Source organism: Pseudomonas sp. Sample_20, from assembly GCF_004307585.1.
Taxonomy (GTDB): Bacteria; Pseudomonadota; Gammaproteobacteria; order Pseudomonadales; family Pseudomonadaceae; genus Aquipseudomonas; species Aquipseudomonas atacamensis.
In genome coordinates this window covers 15,446-35,076 of sequence record NZ_RCOA01000019.1, presented here as the reverse complement: position 1 = coordinate 35,076, position 19,631 = coordinate 15,446, and the positions used below count along the sequence as shown (strand labels likewise).

Below are 19,631 nucleotides of genomic sequence, written 5' to 3'. Positions count from 1 at the left end.
AACATGCCAACAAACAAATGCAATCCTTTGTACTGCAAAACCTCACAACCTAAATCAGTATCCCCATCAACTTTGCTTTTGCCACCGCTTGGGTTCTGCGCTCCACACCCAACTTTCCGTTAATACGTCGCGCATGGGTTTTTACTGTATGCAATGAAATAAACAGTTGTTCGGCAACTTGCTGATTCGAAGCACCTTGAGCAATCAATGTCAGCACTTCGCGCTCGCGTCGACTGAGGCCCGGGGCGTGATCAGCGTTATCGCTCAGCCAGACAGGAATCTGCTTGCCAGACGCCGTGCCGGTGCTGCCTCGGCGTAATTCCCACTCGCGCATGGCTTGCTGCAACCGGCAGCGCTCCGCCAGCATTGCGGCTCGCTGGAAAGCTTGCTGCGCCGCCACCGCATCACCGTTCGATTCGGCCAACTGGGCGAAGGCCAGCAGCAACTCTGTTTCTGCCGCCAACATGCCCTTGGCCTGAGCGCGCTTCAACAATCGCTCAATAGTGGGCAGAGCGGTTTCGTCCGGGTCCGATTGCGCATTCGCGCAGGCCAGCAGGTATTCGATGCGGATAATCAGCTCGAACGTCGCGGGTGGCGCCTGCAACGCAGAAGGTCCCCGGTAATGCCGTAACAGTCGGCTCAACGCTTCTTGGACAAGATGCGGTCGGCCCTGCTGCAACCAGAACTGGCTGCTGACCTGCAACACAACCCCGCGATAGACCGTATCGGGAATCTGCCGCTGCTGCATGACCCTTTCGGCCTCGCGCAGGCGCTCGAAAGCACAGGCATAATCACCGCGATTGCCGGCCAGTTGCGCCTGCCCCAGATAACCATACAAGACTCGTTTGTCTGCACTGCGCAGGCAATCTTCAAGGCCTTGGCTGAACAGCTGCGCAGCCTGCTCTTCAAGGCCCATGCACAGCGCCAGTCGTCCGCGTCGCAGGGCGATACGGCCGAGCAGCGGCGTGGGCACCATGCTGCGTTGACGCAGCAAGTGCTCGATCTCCACCAGCAGGCTTTCCGCACGCAAAGGCGCGCCTCGCTGCTCGAGCCATTGCGCATGGTCAAGCTCAAGCAAGCCTTCGAACAGCAACGAGCCGTGAGCCCGCGCCAGGCACAGCGCCTCGCGGTTGAGGGCATGGGCCTGATCGAGCTCACCGCACAGCAACGCCTGCTGGGTCAGTCCCGACAGGCACATCACACGGGCCTGCCAGGCCTCGTCAGCCAGCGCAGACAACGCCTCCTGAAAGCAGGCGCGTGCCGGCTCCATTTGCCCTTGCAGGTGAAACAGCCATCCCTGTTGCGCCTGCCAGCGGGCCAGCAGTTGCTGCTCCAGCTGCGCTGTCGGTTGTGGCATGAAGCGGCCGAGATGAGCCAGGCATTGCCCGGCCTGTTCGAACCGGCCGGCAAACAATAAGGCGCCCGTGACCAGCACGATCAGCTGGGGTGTCATCAGGGTCAGCTGCTGGCTTTGCTGCTCGTGCAAACGCAACAGCAGGACGACCGTCTGGTCTTCGAACAAGTCTTCGAAGCCGAAATGCTGCAACAGGCTGACGGCAGTTTCGTATTCCTCGGCCAACAACGCTTGCTCGAACGCCGCTCGCCAATCCTGCGTCGCGCTGAACCACTGACAGGCGCGCCGGTGCCAGGAACGCGCACACGGCCAGTGCGACTCCTGGATGATTCGCGACAGCGGGCGGAACACCTGGAGCCAGTCAGCGGACGCTTGCCAAGGCTCGATGAAGCAGCCGAGCACTTGCAGATCACGCAGCAGCTGAGCGCCTTCGCCAGGGCCGAACAAATGCTCGCATAACGGCGCGTTGAACCGTGGCAGGTGAGCCAGCACACGCCATGCCTCGTCCTGCTCCGGGGTCAGGTTGCTGAAGAGTTCGTGCTGCAGATAATCGAGCAGAGTGTCGACACGCTGCTGCGGCTGCAGGTTTTGCGACCAGTCGCACTTTTGCAGGAGCGCCATGCGCGCCCCCGCGCACCAGCCGCCGGTACGCTGGATGATACGGGCAGCGACACGCTCGGCCTGGTCTGGCGGCAAATGGTGCAGCACCGATACCACTTCATCGTGAGTCAGCGCCAGGCTGGCGCTTTCGAATTCGTAGAGTTCGTCATCGAGCAACAGCCGCGGCCAGTTGCACTGCGGCCGGCGGCGAGTGCTGACCCACCAGGTGAGCGCCGGGCTGCTGACCGCCAGCAAGCGATCCAGCAGAGCATCCACAGCCGGATCCGGCAGCCGACTGTAATCGTCGATAAACAGCGACGTCGGCCTCGACCAATGGGCCAGCTCCGCCATCAGCTGCGTATCATCAAGGCCTTCGACCAGCCCGAGCGCCCGCGTCAGACGCAGGCAGAATTCTTCAGTGCTGAGCGCCGCTCCCGCCAGCGGCAGCCAGATTGCCTCGCAATCTGCACGCGCCTGAAGAAGACATTCGGTGAGCAGTGCGGTTTTGCCACTGCCCGCGGGCGCGCACAACAGCTTCACCCGCGCGCTGGATGCCAGCAAAGGTGCGCTCAAACGGCTGCGAGGTTGATGATGCGAAGAAAGCCTGGGCAAAAATCCGGGTCGATCCAGGCACGGGGTCATGGCGGTCATCGGGTGAGCCTTCTTATCGTTGTGCGCTCACCCTAGCCCTCTCCCGCGCCCTTGTTGACGAGTATTCAGCACGCTGATCGATGGCCATAAAAAAGGCGACCGTGCGGTCGCCTTTTGTCCAGCGGTGCAGCAGACCCGTTACCGCACGCCCTCGGCGCGCAGGGCCGACGGAGTGTAATCGGCAGCCTTGGCTTCGAAGCCGAATTCGAAGCTGTGCTTCTCTTCGTTCTTCATGCCCAACGCAATGTAGCGGCCGGCAATGATGTCGTAGAGCGCTTCCAGCGTGTAAGCCTGGGCCTGATGATCGTAGTAGTACTGGGCGTGACCTTCGGCGACGCGCCACAGTTGCCCGCGACCGTCGTAGTGATCGGCCAGTGCCACTTGCCAGCTGTCCTCGTCGATGTACATGTGGCGCTTGGCGTAGATGTGCCGCTCGTTCGGTTTCACCGTGCCGATCACTTCCCAGACGCGGTGCAGTTCGTAACGGGTCAGGTCCTGATTGATGTGCCCGGCCTTGACGATGTCGTCGTACTTGAGCTTCGGCGAGTCGAGTTTGTAGCTGTTGTAGGGAATGTACATTTCCTTCTTGCCGACCAGTTTCCAGTCATAGCGATCCGGCGCTCCGGAGAACATGTCGAAGTTGTCGGAAGTCCTCAGGCCATCGGCCGCTGTACCCGGGCCGTCATAGGCCACTTGCGGTGCGCGCCGGACCCGGCGTTGACCGGCGTTATAGATCCACGCCAGACGCGGTTCCTTCACCTGATCGAGGGTTTCGTGCACCAGCAGCACGTTACCGGCCAGCCGCGCCGGGGCGGTCACCGATTGCTTGAAGAAGGTCAGCACGTTGGCGGCTTTATCCGGGTCGATGTCTTTCATCAATTGCGGCACGGCGATCTCTTCTTCGAAGCGGATCGGCGTGTAACTGCCGTTGGTCTGCGGCGTGACTTGGGTGATGATCCGCCGCAGATTGCCACCGTGGTAGCGGGTGATGTGGTTCCACAGCACCTCGACGCCGTTCTTCGGAATCGGGAAAGCGTAGTAGCGATTGCCAGTGAAATTGGCCAGGCCGTTGCCATCGTTGATCGCGTTGACGTTCAGCGCGCTGCGCTTGGCCGACTCGTAGATTTCCGCTGGCGCACCCACGGTGCGGTGGGTCGGGTAGACCGGGATCTTGTAGGTTTCCGGGTAGCGTTTGAACATCGCCACCTGGCCATCGGAGAGCTTGCTTTTGTACTGCTCGACGTTCGCGGCGGTGATGGTGAACAACGGTTTTTCGTTGGCAAACGGGTCGGCGAGAAAGCCCTTGCTGTCCACCGCACCGGCGTTTTTCGGGATGCCGCCGGTCCAGGCCGGAATCGAACCGTCCGCATTACCGGCCTTCTCGGCGCCGAGCGGGGTCAGGCTGGTGCCGAGTTTGTTCGCTTCGTCCGGCGACACCGCCGCCATCACGTTGGCGGCCAGCAGACTCAAGGCCAGCACGCCACATTGCAGAATCGTTTTGCGCATTGCAGTCATCCTTCTCGGGCAGATCAGAAGTTCACGCCGAAGCTCAGGGCCACGAAGTCACGGTCTTCGAGGACGTTGTAGTCGCCACCGAAAAAGTCGGTGTAACTCAGGCTTGCGGTGTAGGTGTTGCGGTAGTCGGCATCGACGCCGAAGCTGATGGCTTTCGCACCTTCGTTGAACAGACCGTTGGGGCCGTAACCGGCGACGTCATGGGACCACGACAGGTTGGGCTTGAGGTTGATCCCGCCGATGACGTTGGCGTAATCGAGAATCGCCCGGGCGCGATAGCCCCACGAAGTCGAGGTGACGAAGCCGTCGGTATCGCCGCCGAATCCGTACTGACCGTAGACCGAATCACGGCCGTAACGCAGCTCACTGCGGGACTCCAGACCACCGACATGCACCACCGCCGCTTCGCCGACCACAGTCAAACGTTCGGCGCCGAGCACCTGATCGAAGAAGTGCGTGAGGGTGCTCTGGATTTGCGTGACTTCCTTGCGCCGGTAGCCTTTGTTGTCGGCACCCGGCGAAGTAGCGAGTGGCGATGCGGTGCCGCCGGCAATCGGGTTGACCAGCGCCAGGGTCAGGTCGTTGGTGTTGACCTGCACCGGCGCGTTCGGCCGGTAGCTGACCTCGCCGGTCCACGCGGTGCCGGTGGGCAGAGTGGTGGAGAAACTCGCGCCGTACAGACGAATGTCTTCCGGATATTCGAGGTAATACTGACCGCGCCCGAGCATCACGCTTTGCGCCAGCCCCGCACCGCTGCCAGGCGCGAGGCCGTTGGCAATGCCGACCATGCCTGGCAATGCCGCCAGTGTCGACAGCCCCGCCGTGGTGGTGCCGACCGTCGGCGTACGGCTGTGGTAGTTCATGAAGTAGAGGCCGTACTCGGTGTCTTCGCCGAGCCAGCGCAGCGCCGTGCCCCACTGCCCGGAATCGCGCGCATCGCGATCACCGCCACGGGGGATCACCACGCCCTCGCGGGTGACCTGGATGCCTTGGCCGAACGCGGTGGTCAGCGGCACCAGTGGCGCCACCGCCGGACTGCCGACGGTGTAGCCGTTGTTGCAACCATCCGCCGCGACGTCGACGCCAAAGAAGGTGCCGCAGTTGTCGAGAACGGTCTGGTCCCACTCCAGTTGGTAGAAGCCTTCGACCGAAAGTTTGTCGGTCAGGCTCTGCGAACCAAACAGCATGTTCACCGGAATCAGGCCTTCCTTGATCTCGGCACCGGGACGGCGAAATGCTGAGACGTCAACCGGGTTGATGCTGTTGATCGAGTTGCCGATAAAGGTACTTTCGCCCCAGCTCACCACCTGCTTGCCGGCCCGCACAGTGCCGGGCAAATCAGCGATGGCGTAGTTGTGATAGACGAAAGCATCGAGGATCTGCGCGCCGGAAGACTTGGCGCCTTCCTTGCGGCCACTGTCGCTGATCTGTTTGAACTCGCGGTCTTCGTCCTTGAGTTCGAAGTCGTACCAGTATTTGCCCCGCACGAACACGCCGGTATCGCCGTACTTCAGTTCGAGGTCGTGGATACCCTTGAAGATTTTCGAGAAGGTTTCGCCCTTCTTGAAATTCAGCCGCCCGTCATCACCGGTGGACGATTGTCCGCTGCCGCCATTTACCGTGCCGACCAGCGAACTGTCGGCATCGCGCAGGCCCCAGCTCGCGCCGACCGAAAGTGACGAGTCGAAGGTGCCTTCGATTTCGCCGATGTTGAAGGCGACCGCGTGCGCCTGGGCGCCGCAACCCAGAGCCACCGCAGCGGCAAGCGCCTGCGGTGTGAAGATGGCGCGCATTGTTGTTTTTGTCATGCGTCTTCCCCGGTGAGTGACAGAAGGCCCCACCCTACTGCCGGTCGCTGCGGTCGATAAGCGCACCAAGGAGGTATTTGCGTTGTCGCTCGAAAGGATGAATGGCCTTGCACGGCGGGGCCTTGAGCGGTTCATGGGCTGGCTGGATGGCGCATCATCAGCGCCATTCATGGGCACCCCACTGTTGCGCGCCCCGTAACAGTGCATGTCTGGAATCGGTATTTTTCCTACAGGCTTGAGACCTTATTCTGAGCGCGCTTTCCCGGCACACGCCGCAAAGCGCAAAGCCCGCTACGCTGAATCGCGAGCGACTGGCTACAGATTCTGGATAAATCGATGTTTTCGGTTTACCGCCCCGGTGTTCACTGACGTTGATTTGTAGCTCCTTGATCCAACGTCTTACCTTGGCCGCTGCGTTTGCAGCGGCCTTTTTTATGGGCGTTTAAAAAGGCTGGATAGCGGTTCGGCAAAGCTTCCGATCAGCGCGTCAGACATTTCTTCGAAGCTCGGACGAATTCCCTCTGCACCGATAAAAACCCGTGAAAACCCTTTCGACATAACGCCCTGTTACTGACGGGCTTCTCGGATTTGATTACCGCCACTCTGAGGTAACTTGAAACACCTCAACCATTCGCTGGTGACACGGACGTCATCGCCACCCGTGCGCACTTTTCGAGCGAGTGAAAACGCACATTCAAAAGGACATGAATATGCCAAAGCCTCCACCTTTAGAACTGGATCCAGTACATATCAGGGAATTCGGTCCTGATGGCTTCGAACCATTCAAAGAACGCGACATGAATTACTCCTACAGCGGCATGTTCGGCCCTGCCGGCGCCAATCCGCAGACGCGTGAATTGATGCATGAAACGCAAGTCGCCGTGGAACAGGAATTCAACGCAAGAACCGCCTCTATTCCCCAAACCATTGAGGTCGAACTGGCGGCGACCAGGCTGGAAGGACCGACCAATCCTCTGCCACCGGCCGCAGCACTGGCCCGCGAAGTGGGCGTCAGGAACACCTTGATTCAACGCAAGAGCGCCGAGTTTCAACGGCAGACTGCCATCGCCAACCGCTTTTATGGCAGCGATCCACTGGGAAAAACCTTCAAGGATTACCTGAATCAGGCATCGGCCAATCGGCGCGCGCATGGCGCAGCGGTCCGCAGCAGAGCGTTGTGGAGCGAGTCCTTTCGGGCCGCCCACGAAGCGCGGCTGCTGGGCCAGACATTGGCGCTGCTCAACCAGCAACAGGCTGGCGTACTCAATTGGCTGGCCACCGTACAAGCCCAGGATCAGGCCCAGGCGGCAGCGGCAGAGGCACAACGCCAAGCTGCAGAACGTGCCCACATTGCCGCTGAGCAACAGCGCCAGCGTGACATTGCCGAAGCGGTGCGCCGGGAGCAGGTAGCGCAAACAGATGCCGAGCAAAAGCGCCAAATGGCAGTCGCCGAGGCCAAGCGACAACGAATCCGTGCGCGCATTCAACAGGCGGCAAGGACAGAAGCAAGGCGTCTGGAGTCAGAACAAGCAAGGCTTGCGGCGCGAGCTGCGCAACGACAGCAGGCAGCGGAGCGCGCTCGGTTGGAGGCACTGGCAGAGGCTCAGCGCCAAAGAGAGAACCTCCAGGCTGAACGCGAAAAGCAATCGCGCGATCAGCGGGTGGAAACACCCGAAACTCAGCGTGAATTTCCCGCATCCGGCGCGCAGGCAACGACTGGTCCGGCTTTTTCATTTGCGTCAGTCGCTGCTGTACTGAGTCCGGAAAAATCCTCGTCAATTCTCGCAGCGCTGCGTACCGCCCTGCATACACTCGAAGCGGGCGGCCCCGCGCTGTTGAGCAGTCCGGCATTGGTCGGGTTTGCGGCGCTGCTCATGCCATCACGCTTGGGCAACGGCGAGCGGTTTGTGGTGAGCGTTCCACTTGCTGAATTATCGTCGGAACCCGCGGGAGCATTGCGTGAAATTGCTGATCAACGGGGCATATTTGAGATGCATATCGGCTTGGGCGCCCGGCAAATCGATGCCGGTGTACAAATCTTTGTTGCGACCAACGATGACTTTCATATTCGCTCAAGCATCCCTGTCCTGAATGCAGCGTATGACTCGCTCAATGATGTTTATGAAGTCGCGTTACCGGATTCTCCCACTGACTTCCTGACATGGACCCCCGCCATTTCACCGCAAGACAGCTCGACTGAATTGCCCATCTTTGGGAAAAGACCATCCGCGTACTCGGGGGCTCCGATTCTTCCGCTTGAAGGACGACTGGACCTGAACCCGATCCTCGTCGAAGGCTGGGAGAGATTCATTATCGTATTCCCTGATGACTCCGGGATTGCACCGCTGTATGTGGTGTTCAGCAATCCCTATGAAGGAGCTTCAGTCAGAGGCAAATACAGCGGCCGCTACTTCAATCCAGAGGCGGCGGGAGGAGCGATTCTCGATCTGGATTGGCGTACGGCGGTTATTACAAAGTCAGGTATAGACTTGGTAAAACTGCACATCGGTCGGCTCGATCAATCAGACGCCAACGACATCATGATTCAGCGGCTGGAAAAGATCTTAAGCGGCCACTGGGAGCTTACTGATACGGACTTACGTTATTACACACATGAGATTCGTGAACTGGAAAGATTTCGAGCGATGGGACTTAGCGATGACTTCAAGCCCGAAAACGGATCTCCCGCCTGGAATAATGCCCATACCGCCACGCTGGAGGACTTCAAGCTCGGAAGCGAGGATCATGTCCTTTATTCACCTGACGCGCTGCGGGCGGGAAACAAGCAAATGCAACGCATATATGAACAATTGCTTAAAGGAACAGGCCAATGATTCCTATCGAAGAAATTCTCAAGCACGAACCAATTGCTGATGTACTGACGGCTTTCGGCATCGGCATGGCATACCCATCCTTGGATAGAATGATTGGGCGATATAAATTCGAGCTTATCGCGAGCGGCGAGCTATTAACGACATATGCACAACTTTTCAAAGAAGGCGTGCTGGCAAATGGTGATGGTCCAATTCCAATCAAGGGACCAAATTGGAAGGCGCCGAAGTTTATTACTGAACGTAGATACTCATGAATTCACGAGGCCACCAAGCCTGAGCCTGGTGGCCTCTTCACTCAAATCGAATACTTCTGCAAATTCGCCATCATTTCCTTCAATGCTTCAATATTGTCCTTCGGATGCGCCGCGCCTTCGAAATCACAAATCTGCTGCCAGTGCGCCGCCACATCCTCTGGCGAGAACCCCTCGCGCGGATCGAAGCCGGCACCGAGGCTGCGTTCCCAGCGCACCTTGCCCATCCAGCCGCCGCCGACTTCGAACAGGCCGGACGTTTCCTGGCATTGCTCGCTGGCCAGGTACACCACCAGCGGGCTGACCAGTTCCGGCTTCAGTTGCTCGAATACTTGCGGCGGGATCAGGCCCTCGGTCATGCGCGTGCCGCCGGTCGGGGCGATGGCGTTGACCAGAATGTTGTTCTTGCGCCCTTCGATCGCCAGCGTTCGGGTCAACCCGTAAAGCCCGAGTTTGGCCATGCCGTAGTTGGACTGACCGAAATTGCCGTAAATGCCAGAAGTCGACGCAGTGAAAATCACGCGACCGTAGTTTTGCTCGCGCAGATGCGGCCAGGCAGCACGGGTAACTTTGTAGGCGCCTTCAACATGGACGCGATAGACCAGATCCCAATCGGCGTCGTCCATCTTGTGAAATGACTTGTCGCGCAGGATCCCGGCGTTGTTCACCACGACGTCGACGCGGCCGAAGGCATCGAGGGCGTTCTGTACCAGTTTGTCGCCGTCAGTCACCGAGTCGTGGTTGGCTTCGGCAATACCGCCAGCCTCACGGATTTCCGCCACTACGCGGTCGGCAGCCGAAGCGTTGGCGCCCTCGCCCTGCGTCGAGCCACCGAGATCGTTGACCAGCACCTTGGCGCCCTGTCTGGCGAACAGCAGCGCATGGGCACGCCCGAGGCCGCCACCGGCGCCGGTGACAATCACGACTTTATCTTCGAAACGCACAGGTTCATTCATCGCGGCAACTCCAGCAGGCCAAGAGGTAATGAACCTGAGTGTCAGGCACGACGCTTTGGGTCACAACGAACCCGGCTGCGGCTGAATGGTGCGCGATAAGGCTGAGGGATGATCGAGTGTCCGGTCGCCGAGAGCCTGTGCTCTCGGCGAGAATCAGGAGCACGCCACTTTGCGTGGAGGCAATACCAGACGATCGCGAAACGCCAGATAGTGCTTGAGCACCAGCGCCGGCGCCTCGGTTTGCGGATAGTGGCCGATGCCCGGCAGCAGCACAGTGTCCGGATCGGGGATCAATTCGCGATAACGCTCGACCATGTGCACGCCGGAGATCGGATCGACTGCACCGTCAATGACCCGCAAAGGGATATCACCACGCTGCATGGCCGCCACCCAGCGCTCGCGCTGCACCCGGCGCTCAGGAATGTAAGTGATCAATTTGTGCAGGATGCGCGGGCCATGGTTGCTGTCGACCAGGCTCCAGTAATCATCCAGTTCGCTTTCAGATGGCTGGGTCTGCGGGCCGAAGATCTGCCGGAAACCTTTGACCAGCGCCTCACGGCTGAAGGCGCGGCCAAGCAGCCAGCCAATCGGGCTGAGCAGCAGTTTCTGCATCAGCAGCGGACGATGGGTTTCCGGAAACAGACCGCCATTAAGGAACACGCAACTGGCAACTTCGATGCGTTTTTCGTAATGCCGCGCGAGCAGTTCCTGAGCGACGCTGTCGCCGTAGTCGTGAGCGAGAATATGCACCGCTTGTTCAACCTGCAGATGGGCGAGCAGCGCCTGTTGCAGATCGGCCTGTTCCAGCAGGCTGTAGGTGTGATTGCGCGGTTTTGCCGAATCGCCGAAACCGAGCATGTCGCAGGCGATCACCTGATAACGCTGCGCCAGTGGCTGCCACAGGTAATGCCAATCCCAACTGGCGGTGGGAAAACCGTGAATCAACAGCAGCGGCTCACCCTGCCCGACTGTCCAGTAGCGGATCGACTGGCCATGAAAAACGAATGTCCGGCTGCGCTTGCGCCAGACACTCAGAGGAATCTCGGCGAGCGGCATTAGAATTTATACCCCGGGTCTTGAAGATCGAGTTTGCGCAACAGCGCCGGCCACGCCAGCGCGCCGCCCATGCCCTGCGCGCTCTTGGTGACGCCGGCAATCATTGCCTTGGCGCCGGCGAGAATCTGCGGTTCGATGGCGATCAGTTCGGCACCTCCCGTCTGCGCCATGACCTGAATGTCGCAGGCTCGCTGGAAGGTGAACATCATCAGAAACGTATCGGCAATAGTGCCGCCACAAGTCAGCAGACCGTGGTTGTTCAGCATGAGGAAATTGTTGTCGCCGAGGTCGGCTTGCAGGCGCGCCTTTTCTTCATGGTTCAGGGCCACGCCCTCGTAGGCGTGATAGGCCAGGCTCGACAACACAAACAGTGACTGTTGACTGATCGGCAGCACCCCCTGCCTTTGCGCCGACACCGCAACGCCTGACGCAGTGTGCGTATGCAGCACGCAAACCACATCGTGGCGCACTTCGTGGACGGCGCTGTGAATGGTGTAACCGGCGGGGTTGATTTCGTACGGGCTGTCCATGAGTTTGTTGCCGGCCTGATCGACTTTCACCAGGCTCGAAGCGGTGATCTCGTGGAACATCAGGCCAAACGGATTGATCAGGAAATCTTCGGTGCCGGGCACCTTGGCCGAGATATGCGTGAAGATCAGATCGTCCCAGCCGTGCAGCGCGACCAAGCGATAACAGGCGGCAAGATCGACGCGGGTCTGCCACTCGGCAGCGCTGACCTGATCTTTGACGTTCGGCGACGATTGGACGGGGGCTACGCTCACTGTATGCACCTCTGCGTTCTTCTTGTTCTGCTCGTGTCAGCAGTCTAGTCAGGCGCAGGGCATCGCGTAGTTGCATTGGCAGCCAGCTTGATGACTGAACGAGTCAGCCGGGCAAACAGCCTGGATCCGTTGCAATGCAACAACGCTTAGAAGGTGCAGCGATTATTGCCCGCGATCAGCCCTTGAGCGCTTCAATCAACTGCGCCAGCCACGGCTCGGCATCGGTTTCCGGCGTGACGCTTTCGCTGGCGTCGATGCGCAGCATTTCCTGAACCTCGTTTACCCCCAGTTCGGCAAACAGTTCGCGCATCTGCTCGCCACCGCCGCAGAATGTGTCGCCGTAGCTGGCATCACCGAGGGCGATCACCGCGCCGGGCAGGCCGCGCAACGAAGCCGGCAACTGATCGCGCAGGGTCGAATACAACGGTTGCAGGTTGTCCGGCAGCTCGCCCATGCCAGTGGTCGAAGTCACAGCGAGAAGGGCCTCGGGACCGAACGCCTGGATATCGGCCAACGCGACGCGCGAGTTGTAGAAGGTTTCAAAGCCGGCGGCTTTCAGCAGGTTCTGGGCGTGGCGGGCGACTTCTTCGGCGGTGCCGTAGACCGAACCGGAGAGGATGGCGACTTTCATCAATCTGATCCTGGAACTGAAAAAAAGAGCCGCGATAGTAACAGCCCATGCCGCGAAGTTGCGATTGGCTCTCAATGCAAGCTGCTGGCCTATAGACAGTCTGCGGCTTTCTTCTAGAATGCCTGCCACTGCCATAACGGAAGGGATTCTCGGATGATCAACGCCAGCCTGCTGCAAATGGTGATCAACGCGTCAAACGACGGGATCGTGGTTGCTGAAAAGGAAGGCGAGCAGGACAACATCCTTATTTACGTCAACCCTGCCTTCGAGCGCATGACCGGTTATAGCAGTGAGGAAATCCTCTATCAGGACTGTCGTTTTTTGCAGGCTGGAGACCGTGATCAACCAAGTCTGCAGCTGATTCGCGAGACATTACGTGAAGGCGGATCCTGCCGGGAAATCCTGCGCAACTATCGCAAGGATGGCACGCCGTTCTGGAACGAATTGTCATTGTCGACGATAAAAAATGCCGATGACGGGCAGACTTATTTCATCGGCGTGCAAAAAGATGTGACGGTTCAGGTCAAGGCGCAGCAGCGGGTTGCGCAGCTGGAAGCACAAGTGGCGGCGCTGCAAAGCGAGCTAGCGGCGTTGAAAGCGACGAACGGCGCAAACAAAACCGCGAACTGATGGTCATTAACTACAATCACCAATGACTTTGTAACTATTCACTTCGAGTTAGCCATGCAGCGCGACGCCCTCCTCACCCAGGACGAGCTGGATTTTATCCAGACCATGCAGCACAACCCGCAACTTAACGTGCGGGATGCAACGTCGAGTCTGCTGGTTAATGGTGGTTCGCAGATCCGTGACCTGCTGACACGTCTGGCTGCTCACGAGCAGGTGACGATCCAGGCCAACTTCGAAAATCAACAGATGACTTTTCCGCTGCATCTGGTGGAAGACGAGTTCCACGCGCTGCATCTGCGTCTCGGTGTGCCGAGCATCTACGAAGACGGCCCGATGGTGCGCCCATGGCGCCTGGTACTGGAAGAGCCGGTGGCGCTGGAAAATGCCAAAGGCCAGCCCGGCACGCTGTGGGTACACGAGGTGTCGCACAAAGGCGTGTTGCTGGAAGTGCGCAACAAGACCAAACCACCGAAACATTTCGCCCTGTGGTTCAGCCCTTCCGGTTATGAGCGCATATCGTTGCGCGGCCATTTCGAGCGTGAGACCGAGCAAGGTTTCTTCGCCTACGAACTGAGCCAGACCGATGCCGACGAAACCGAGCGCTTGCGCCAGTTCATCCTGCAACAGCATCGCCTGACCCACCCCGCCCTGCACGCCTGAGTTTCAGGTATCCAGTTTGCCTGCCATGAATTGCTTCATGCGTTGACGCATTGTCGCGCCCTCATTTCCCAGGCATGCCACCGATGAACCGGCCAGACTCTCTTCGGCCAGTTCCGAGGCATCGCCGGCCAACATCAATTGGCAATCCAGACTCAGTGCCAGACGATTCAGGCGCCGGGGCAGCTCTGGACCGGGGGCATGATTGGAAAACAGCACAAGTGCGTCAGGCTTGACCTTTTCGCAGACCAGCGTCAATTCATCGAAAGGCTGGCCCGTAGTCAGCACCCGCACGCCAGAATCGTTGCCGCTGAGAAACAGCGCCGCGACCAGCAACTCAAGCTCTCTGCATTGCCCCGCAAGCGCACTGACGACCACCCGGCGCGGTTGAGCCCCCCGCAGCATGACGATGCGCTGCAGCACGCGCACCCTGAGAAATCCGTCGAGAAACAACCATTCGCTGGTTTGCCCGAAAGCGTCCTGGCGCTGCAGCAGTTGACGCCACAACGGCATCAGAATGGCTTCGAACACCACCGGCAGCGCGTAGGACGAGAAAATCTGCCCGTAGACGCGATCCAGCTGCTGATCGTCGAACGCACTGACCGCCTGCTGAACCTGTTCCTGCCATTGCTTGTAATCGGCCTGCACATGGTCATCGGGGATAAAGTTTGCCAGCACCTTCAACGGCTCTGTTTTCGCCAGGATCTTGCCGACTTTGCTCACGGCCACGCCGCGATCGATCCAGTCGACAATGCTGCGCACGCGCTCGATATCGTTCATGGAATACAAACGATGCCCGCTTTCGGTGCGCGTCGGCTGGATGAGTCCGTAACGGCGCTCCCAGGCACGCAGGGTCACCGGGTTGACGCCAGTCAGGCGCGCCACTTCGCGGATGGGAAACAGCTCTTCGCGCTCGAGCGTGCCGAGTGCTGTCGAAGCCGGGCGAGGGTCCGTGATTACAGGCATCTGGCGGTCAACTTCCATGTCGGTTCATTGGATCCCATTTTAAACATGATGGACTGGAAACCTTCAAGTAGTGATCTACGACGAATGTGGCTGGTTTAATCGACAAAATCAGGAATAATCCTTGCTTGCTGCAAAGCGCAGGTCTCTACCCCGGCCTGCGTCAGGCGAAGCTCTTACCCGGAGTGACGCACTCGAAATACGGAGATACAAAATGTCTACTTCCCCCGTTACGCTCATGGTAGCGCGTCGCGTCGCCGATGGCCGTTATCATGATCTGATTGCATGGTTGCGCGAAGGCGAGCAACTGGCCACCGACTTCCCCGGCTACCTGGGTTCCGGCGTCCTCGCGCCACCGCCCGGTGACAACGAATTCCAGATTATCTTTCGCTTTGTCGATGAGCAGACGCTGCATGCTTGGGAATACTCGGCGTCGCGTACCGCCTGGCTTAACCGCGGCAGCGATTTGTTCGAACATCCTAAAGAGCACCGGGTCAGCGGCATTGAAGGCTGGTTTGGTGCTGCCGGACAACGTCCACCGCGCTGGAAACAGGCCGTGGCGATCTGGCTGGCGTTTTTCCCGGTGTCGCTGATTTTCAACTTTATCCTCGGCCCACTGCTCGCTGAGTTGAGCCTGTTGCCGCGGATATTGATCGGCACGGCGTGCCTGACGCCGCTGATGGTGTATTTCTTCATCCCGTTGTCGACGCGTCTGCTGGCGAACTGGCTGAACAGCACGCCGACCCGGCCACTGGCGGCCACACCGTCGGCGCAAAATCGCTGATCTGCAGCGGGCGGCGAGCCTGTTATAGTTTTCGCTTCAACCGCGATGCGAGCCGCCCATGTCAGATTCCGCAGCCCCGATCCTCATCACCGGCGCCGGCCAGCGTGTCGGCTTGCACTGCGCGCAGCGCTTGATCGAGGACGGCCACCCGCTGATTTTCACTTACCGCACCGAGCGACCGGGCGTGCAGGCCCTTCGCGATCTTGGCGCGACAGCGCTGTTCGCGGACTTTTCCAGCGAGGCCGGGATTCTTGCCTTCATCGACGCGCTGAAAGCCCACACCGACAGCTTGCGCGCCGTCGTGCACAACGCCTCCGAATGGCTGACGGAAACCCAGGGCAGCGAAGCACAGGCCTTCAATCGCATGTTCAACATTCACATGCTCGCGCCTTACCTGATCAACCTGCACTGCGCCGAGTTGCTGCAGCGCTCGACGCCTGCCGACATCATCCACATCAGCGACGATGTCACCCGCAAAGGCAGCAGCAAGCACATCGGTTATTGCGCCAGCAAGGCCGGGCTCGACAGTCTGACCCTGTCGTTTGCCGCGCGCTTTGCGCCGGCCATCAAGGTTAACGGCATCGCCCCGGCGCTGTTATTGTTCAACCCCGAAGATGACACGGCGTACCGCGCCAAGGCGTTGGCCAAGTCCGCGCTGGGTATCGAGCCGGGCAGCGAGGTGATCTATCAGAGCCTGCGCTATCTGCTCGACAACCCCTATGTCACCGGCACGACCCTCACCGTCAACGGTGGACGGCACGTCAAATAGGCCGTCCCGCTTCGGCCGCGAGTCGAGTAAGATCCACCAGAACGCCTGCAATAGACTGGACGGAGCAAATCAATGCCACAACTTCAACCGGGGATGGCGCGCATCCGGGTCAAGGATCTGCGCCTGCGCACCTTTATCGGCATCAACGAGGACGAAATCCTCAACAAGCAGGATGTGCTGATCAACCTGACCATCCTGTACGCAGCGCAGGAGGCGGTGCGTGACAATGACATCGACCACGCACTGAATTACCGCACCATCACCAAAGCGATCATCGCCCACGTCGAAGGCAACCGCTTCGCGCTGCTCGAACGCCTGACCCAGGAATTGCTCGACCTGGTGATGACCAATGCATCGGTGCTGTACGCCGAAGTCGAAGTCGACAAACCGCACGCGCTGCGCTTCGCCGAGTCGGTATCGATTACGCTCGCGGCGAGTCGCTAGCTTCAAGCCTCAAGCCGCAAGCTGTAAACTTTGCTCACAGACACCCATCTTGCAGCTTGAAGCTTGCCGCTCAAAGCTGTCTCGAAGAGACCCCCATGACTGATCAACAACGCCTGGAACTCGAAGCCGCCGCCTTTCGCCGACTGGTCGCCCACCTCGACAGCCGCAAGGACGTGCAGAACATCGACCTGATGAACCTTGCCGGGTTCTGCCGCAACTGCCTGTCGAAGTGGTACAAGGCCGAAGCCGATCAGCGCCAGATCGAGGTCAGCCTCGATGACGCCCGCGAAGTGGTGTACGGCATGCCCTACGCCGAGTGGAAAGCCCAATACCAGCAAGAAGCCAGCGCCGAACAACAAGCGGCGTTTGCCGAAGGAAAACCCAATGACTGATCTGAACACCCTGCGCGCCAGCCTCAAGAGTGGCGAGCATGCTTTCGCCGACACCCTGGCGTTCATCGCCGCCGGTTACGACTACCAGCCGCAAGCATTCAACAACGGCGGCGTGGAAAACGCTGAAGGGCAGAACGAAGGCTCCTGCAAGACCCTGGGTCTGGCACTGCTGGAAGGTCTGAGCGATGAAGAAGCACTGCTGGCTTTCGGCGAGCATTACCGTTCGGTGCTGGCGACGCCTGAGGGCAGCGATCACGGCAATATCCGCGCGTTGATCAAGCACGGCCTGGCCGGGGTGAAATTCACCGCACAACCCCTGACCCGCCGCTAACAACGGGATTCGGATCGTTCCCACGCTCCGCGTGGGAATGCCTCATTGGACGCTCTGCGTCCGCTTTGGGACGCAGAGCGTCTCGGGCTGCATTCCCACGCAGAGCGTGGGAACGATCGAATTGCGTTGGAGCAGGAAGAGCGTGCACAAAAAAACCGGCCAATCTCTGGCCGGTTTTTTTGTGCCCTGCGCTATTAGAACGTGGCGTTCTGCAGGCCGTCCAGGTAGCGCTCGGTGTCCAGTGCCGCCATGCAACCGGCGCCGGCCGAGGTGATGGCCTGACGGTAAACGTGGTCAGCCACGTCACCGGCAGCGAAGATGCCTTCGACGCTGGTGGCCGTCGCATTGCCTTCGCGGCCGCCCTGCACAACCAGGTAACCGTCTTTCAGCGTCAACTGGCCTTCGAACAGCGAAGTGTTCGGGGTGTGGCCGATGGCGATGAACACGCCGTCGACTTTGATTTCGTCGAAGCTGCCATCGTTATTGCGCAGACGCGCACCGGTGACGCCCATGTTGTCGCCGAGGACTTCGTCCAGGTTGGCGTTCAACTTGAGGATGATCTTGCCTTCGGCCACACGGGCGTTGAGCTTGTCGATCAGGATCTTCTCGGCGCGGAAAGTTTCACGACGGTGGATCAGGGTCACGGTGCTGGCGATGTTGGCCAGGTACAGCGCTTCTTCGACAGCGGTGTTGCCACCGCCAACCACAGCGACCGGCTTGTTGCGATAGAAGAAACCGTCGCAGGTCGCGCAGGCCGAGACGCCTTTGCCCATGAACGCTTCTTCCGACGGCAGACCCAGGTAGCGGGCGCTGGCGCCGGTGGCGATGATCAGAGCATCACAGGTGTAAACCGCGCTGTCGCCGGTCAGAGTGTACGGCTTGGCAGCGAAGTCCACGGCGTTGATGTGATCGAAAACGATCTCGGTCTCGAACCGCTCGGCGTGCTCGCGCATGCGCTCCATCAGCACCGGGCCGGTCAGACCATGAACATCACCCGGCCAGTTGTCGACTTCGGTGGTGGTGGTCAGTTGACCGCCGGCCTGCATGCCGGTGATCAGCAGTGGCTTGAGGTTGGCGCGGGCCGCGTAGACCGCAGCGCTGTAGCCGGCGGGGCCGGAACCGAGAATGATCACTCGCGAATGACGGACTTCAGACATGAATCTGCTCCTGTTGGCCGGCCATGAAAAATCTGGCGCGGACGCCGGACGGCCGGCGGAATAAAAAAGGACCGTGGACACCTTGGGGAAGGCTTGAACTCGACAGTCCTGTAAAAAGTTGGGTGCAGCGTATCGAGGGGGGCAAGATTAAGGAAATACGGTTTAACAATCCAGCTCATAGGTGGTCTCTATGCCGAGACGCTGACGAGATAGACCTCTTTGTTACAGTGAATGTCGATTGCTCTGCCGCGCTTTCGCCGCTGTGGCAAAGCCGGTAACGTCGGCGCGTTTTCCCTTGCTTCGGAGCACCTTATGCCCGCCCCTGTTCTGTCCGGCCCGCAATATCTGCGCGAAGGCCTCAAACTGGTCCTGAGCCCTGGCCTGCGCCTGTTCGTGTTGTTGCCGCTGGCGATCAACCTGGTGCTGTTCGTCGGATTGATCTATCTGGCCGGCCACCAGTTCAGCCTGTGGGTCGACACGCTGATGCCGTCGTTGCCTGAATGGCTGAGTTTCCTCAGCTATATCCTCTGGCCATTGTTCGTGGTCCTGGTGGCCTTGATGGTGTTTTTCACCTTCACCATGCTCGCCAACATCATTGCCGCACCGTTCAACGGCTTCCTTGCGGAAAAAGTCGAAGTGGTGGTGCGCGGCACTGATGATTTCCCGGCGTTCAGCTGGGGCGAACTGATCGCGATGATCCCGCGCACCCTCTCCCGGGAAATGCGCAAGCTCGGCTATTTCCTGCCGCGCGCTATCGGCCTGTTCATCCTGTCGTTCATCCCAGTGGTGAATATCGTCGCCGCGCCGTTATGGCTGCTATTCGGCGTGTGGATGATGGCCATCCAGTACATCGACTACCCGGCGGATAACCACAAACTGGGCTGGAACGAGATGCTCGCCTGGCTGCGGCAAAAGCGCTGGCAGAGCATGAGCTTTGGCGGGATCGTCTATCTGGTGTTGCTGATTCCGGTGGTCAACATCCTGATGATGCCGGCGGCGGTAGCCGGGGCGACGTTGTTCTGGGTGCGCGAGCGTGGTGCCGAAAATCTGGTGATCCAGCACTGAC

19 protein-coding genes are annotated in these 19,631 nt (G+C 59.5%); 10 read left to right on the top strand and 9 right to left on the bottom strand.

What is annotated here, in order from left to right:
* Positions 1-49: 49 nt before the first annotated feature.
* The 3 genes from D8U70_RS03185 to D8U70_RS03175 form a co-directional block, all read right to left on the bottom strand.
* On the bottom strand, positions 50-2,605 hold the full coding sequence (locus tag D8U70_RS03185; RefSeq protein WP_130928276.1) for a LuxR C-terminal-related transcriptional regulator: 2,556 nt from the start codon (positions 2,603-2,605) through the stop codon (positions 50-52).
* A 138-nt stretch (positions 2,606-2,743) separates the two neighbouring features.
* On the bottom strand, positions 2,744-4,111 hold the full coding sequence (locus tag D8U70_RS03180; RefSeq protein ID WP_016771641.1) for a DUF1329 domain-containing protein: 1,368 nt from the start codon (positions 4,109-4,111) through the stop codon (positions 2,744-2,746).
* A 23-nt stretch (positions 4,112-4,134) separates the two neighbouring features.
* A complete protein-coding gene (locus tag D8U70_RS03175; protein WP_038860649.1) occupies positions 4,135-5,928 on the bottom strand; it encodes a DUF1302 domain-containing protein in 1,794 nt (597 codons plus the stop codon).
* Between the two features lie 680 nt (positions 5,929-6,608).
* On the opposite strand from D8U70_RS03175, the gene D8U70_RS03170 reads away from it, so the two are divergent.
* Both D8U70_RS03170 and D8U70_RS03165 read left to right on the top strand, forming a co-directional pair.
* Complete coding sequence (locus D8U70_RS03170; protein WP_241664632.1) at positions 6,609-8,762, top strand: S-type pyocin domain-containing protein; 2,154 nt, start codon at positions 6,609-6,611, stop codon at positions 8,760-8,762.
* Complete coding sequence (locus tag D8U70_RS03165) at positions 8,759-9,016, top strand: immunity protein (protein ID WP_122508245.1); 258 nt, start codon at positions 8,759-8,761, stop codon at positions 9,014-9,016. The genes D8U70_RS03170 and D8U70_RS03165 overlap by 4 nt, the downstream gene beginning before the upstream one ends.
* A gap of 41 nt (positions 9,017-9,057) precedes the next feature.
* On the opposite strand, the gene D8U70_RS03160 is transcribed toward D8U70_RS03165, so the two are convergent.
* The 4 genes from D8U70_RS03160 to D8U70_RS03145 all read right to left on the bottom strand — a co-directional run bounded on the left by D8U70_RS03160 (position 9,058) and on the right by D8U70_RS03145 (position 12,438).
* Entirely contained in the window at positions 9,058-9,969 is a 912-nt protein-coding gene (locus D8U70_RS03160; protein WP_056782986.1) for an SDR family oxidoreductase, read from the bottom strand.
* Positions 9,970-10,122: 153 nt separating this feature from the next.
* Positions 10,123-11,025: an alpha/beta hydrolase gene (locus D8U70_RS03155; RefSeq protein ID WP_122750880.1), complete on the bottom strand. Its 903-nt coding sequence runs from the start codon at positions 11,023-11,025 to the stop codon at positions 10,123-10,125.
* Positions 11,025-11,807, bottom strand: a complete 783-nt coding sequence (locus D8U70_RS03150; protein ID WP_073473740.1) for a class II aldolase/adducin family protein — start codon at positions 11,805-11,807, stop codon at positions 11,025-11,027. Before D8U70_RS03150 ends, D8U70_RS03155 begins: the two co-directional genes overlap by 1 nt.
* A 175-nt stretch (positions 11,808-11,982) precedes the next feature.
* On the bottom strand, positions 11,983-12,438 hold the full coding sequence (locus D8U70_RS03145) for a flavodoxin (protein WP_122610814.1): 456 nt from the start codon (positions 12,436-12,438) through the stop codon (positions 11,983-11,985).
* Between the two features lie 153 nt (positions 12,439-12,591).
* Between D8U70_RS03145 and D8U70_RS03140 the strand changes: the two genes are divergently transcribed.
* Together D8U70_RS03140 and D8U70_RS03135 are read left to right on the top strand one after the other, a co-directional pair.
* Complete coding sequence (locus D8U70_RS03140) at positions 12,592-13,068, top strand: PAS domain-containing protein (RefSeq protein WP_024011640.1); 477 nt, start codon at positions 12,592-12,594, stop codon at positions 13,066-13,068.
* A gap of 54 nt (positions 13,069-13,122) precedes the next feature.
* A complete protein-coding gene (locus D8U70_RS03135) occupies positions 13,123-13,728 on the top strand; it encodes a hypothetical protein (RefSeq protein ID WP_024011639.1) in 606 nt (201 codons plus the stop codon).
* A gap of 3 nt (positions 13,729-13,731) precedes the next feature.
* On the opposite strand, the gene D8U70_RS03130 is transcribed toward D8U70_RS03135, so the two are convergent.
* The gene (locus D8U70_RS03130; RefSeq protein ID WP_130928275.1) at positions 13,732-14,691 is read right to left on the bottom strand and encodes a MerR family transcriptional regulator; all 960 of its coding nucleotides are present in this window, start codon (positions 14,689-14,691) and stop codon (positions 13,732-13,734) included.
* A 211-nt stretch (positions 14,692-14,902) separates the two neighbouring features.
* Between D8U70_RS03130 and D8U70_RS03125 the strand changes: the two genes are divergently transcribed.
* The 5 genes from D8U70_RS03125 to D8U70_RS03105 all read left to right on the top strand — a co-directional run bounded on the left by D8U70_RS03125 (position 14,903) and on the right by D8U70_RS03105 (position 17,408).
* Complete coding sequence (locus D8U70_RS03125; protein WP_073473745.1) at positions 14,903-15,472, top strand: antibiotic biosynthesis monooxygenase; 570 nt, start codon at positions 14,903-14,905, stop codon at positions 15,470-15,472.
* Positions 15,473-15,530: 58 nt separating this feature from the next.
* Complete coding sequence (folM, locus tag D8U70_RS03120) at positions 15,531-16,241, top strand: dihydromonapterin reductase (RefSeq protein ID WP_130928274.1); 711 nt, start codon at positions 15,531-15,533, stop codon at positions 16,239-16,241.
* 72 nt (positions 16,242-16,313) lie between these two features.
* Positions 16,314-16,685, top strand: a complete 372-nt coding sequence (folX, locus tag D8U70_RS03115; protein ID WP_016771653.1) for a dihydroneopterin triphosphate 2'-epimerase — start codon at positions 16,314-16,316, stop codon at positions 16,683-16,685.
* A 95-nt stretch (positions 16,686-16,780) separates the two neighbouring features.
* Positions 16,781-17,077: a DUF1244 domain-containing protein gene (locus D8U70_RS03110; protein WP_130928273.1), complete on the top strand. Its 297-nt coding sequence runs from the start codon at positions 16,781-16,783 to the stop codon at positions 17,075-17,077.
* Positions 17,070-17,408 (top strand): HopJ type III effector protein, encoded by a 339-nt coding sequence (locus tag D8U70_RS03105; protein ID WP_110646373.1) that lies wholly within the window; start codon positions 17,070-17,072, stop codon positions 17,406-17,408. The genes D8U70_RS03110 and D8U70_RS03105 overlap by 8 nt, the downstream gene beginning before the upstream one ends.
* A gap of 194 nt (positions 17,409-17,602) precedes the next feature.
* On the opposite strand, the gene trxB is transcribed toward D8U70_RS03105, so the two are convergent.
* On the bottom strand, positions 17,603-18,565 hold the full coding sequence (gene trxB / locus D8U70_RS03100) for a thioredoxin-disulfide reductase (RefSeq protein WP_016771656.1): 963 nt from the start codon (positions 18,563-18,565) through the stop codon (positions 17,603-17,605).
* A 312-nt stretch (positions 18,566-18,877) separates the two neighbouring features.
* On the opposite strand from trxB, the gene cysZ reads away from it, so the two are divergent.
* Positions 18,878-19,630 (top strand): sulfate transporter CysZ, encoded by a 753-nt coding sequence (gene cysZ, locus D8U70_RS03090; RefSeq protein WP_038861129.1) that lies wholly within the window; start codon positions 18,878-18,880, stop codon positions 19,628-19,630.
* Position 19,631 lies beyond the last annotated feature (1 nt).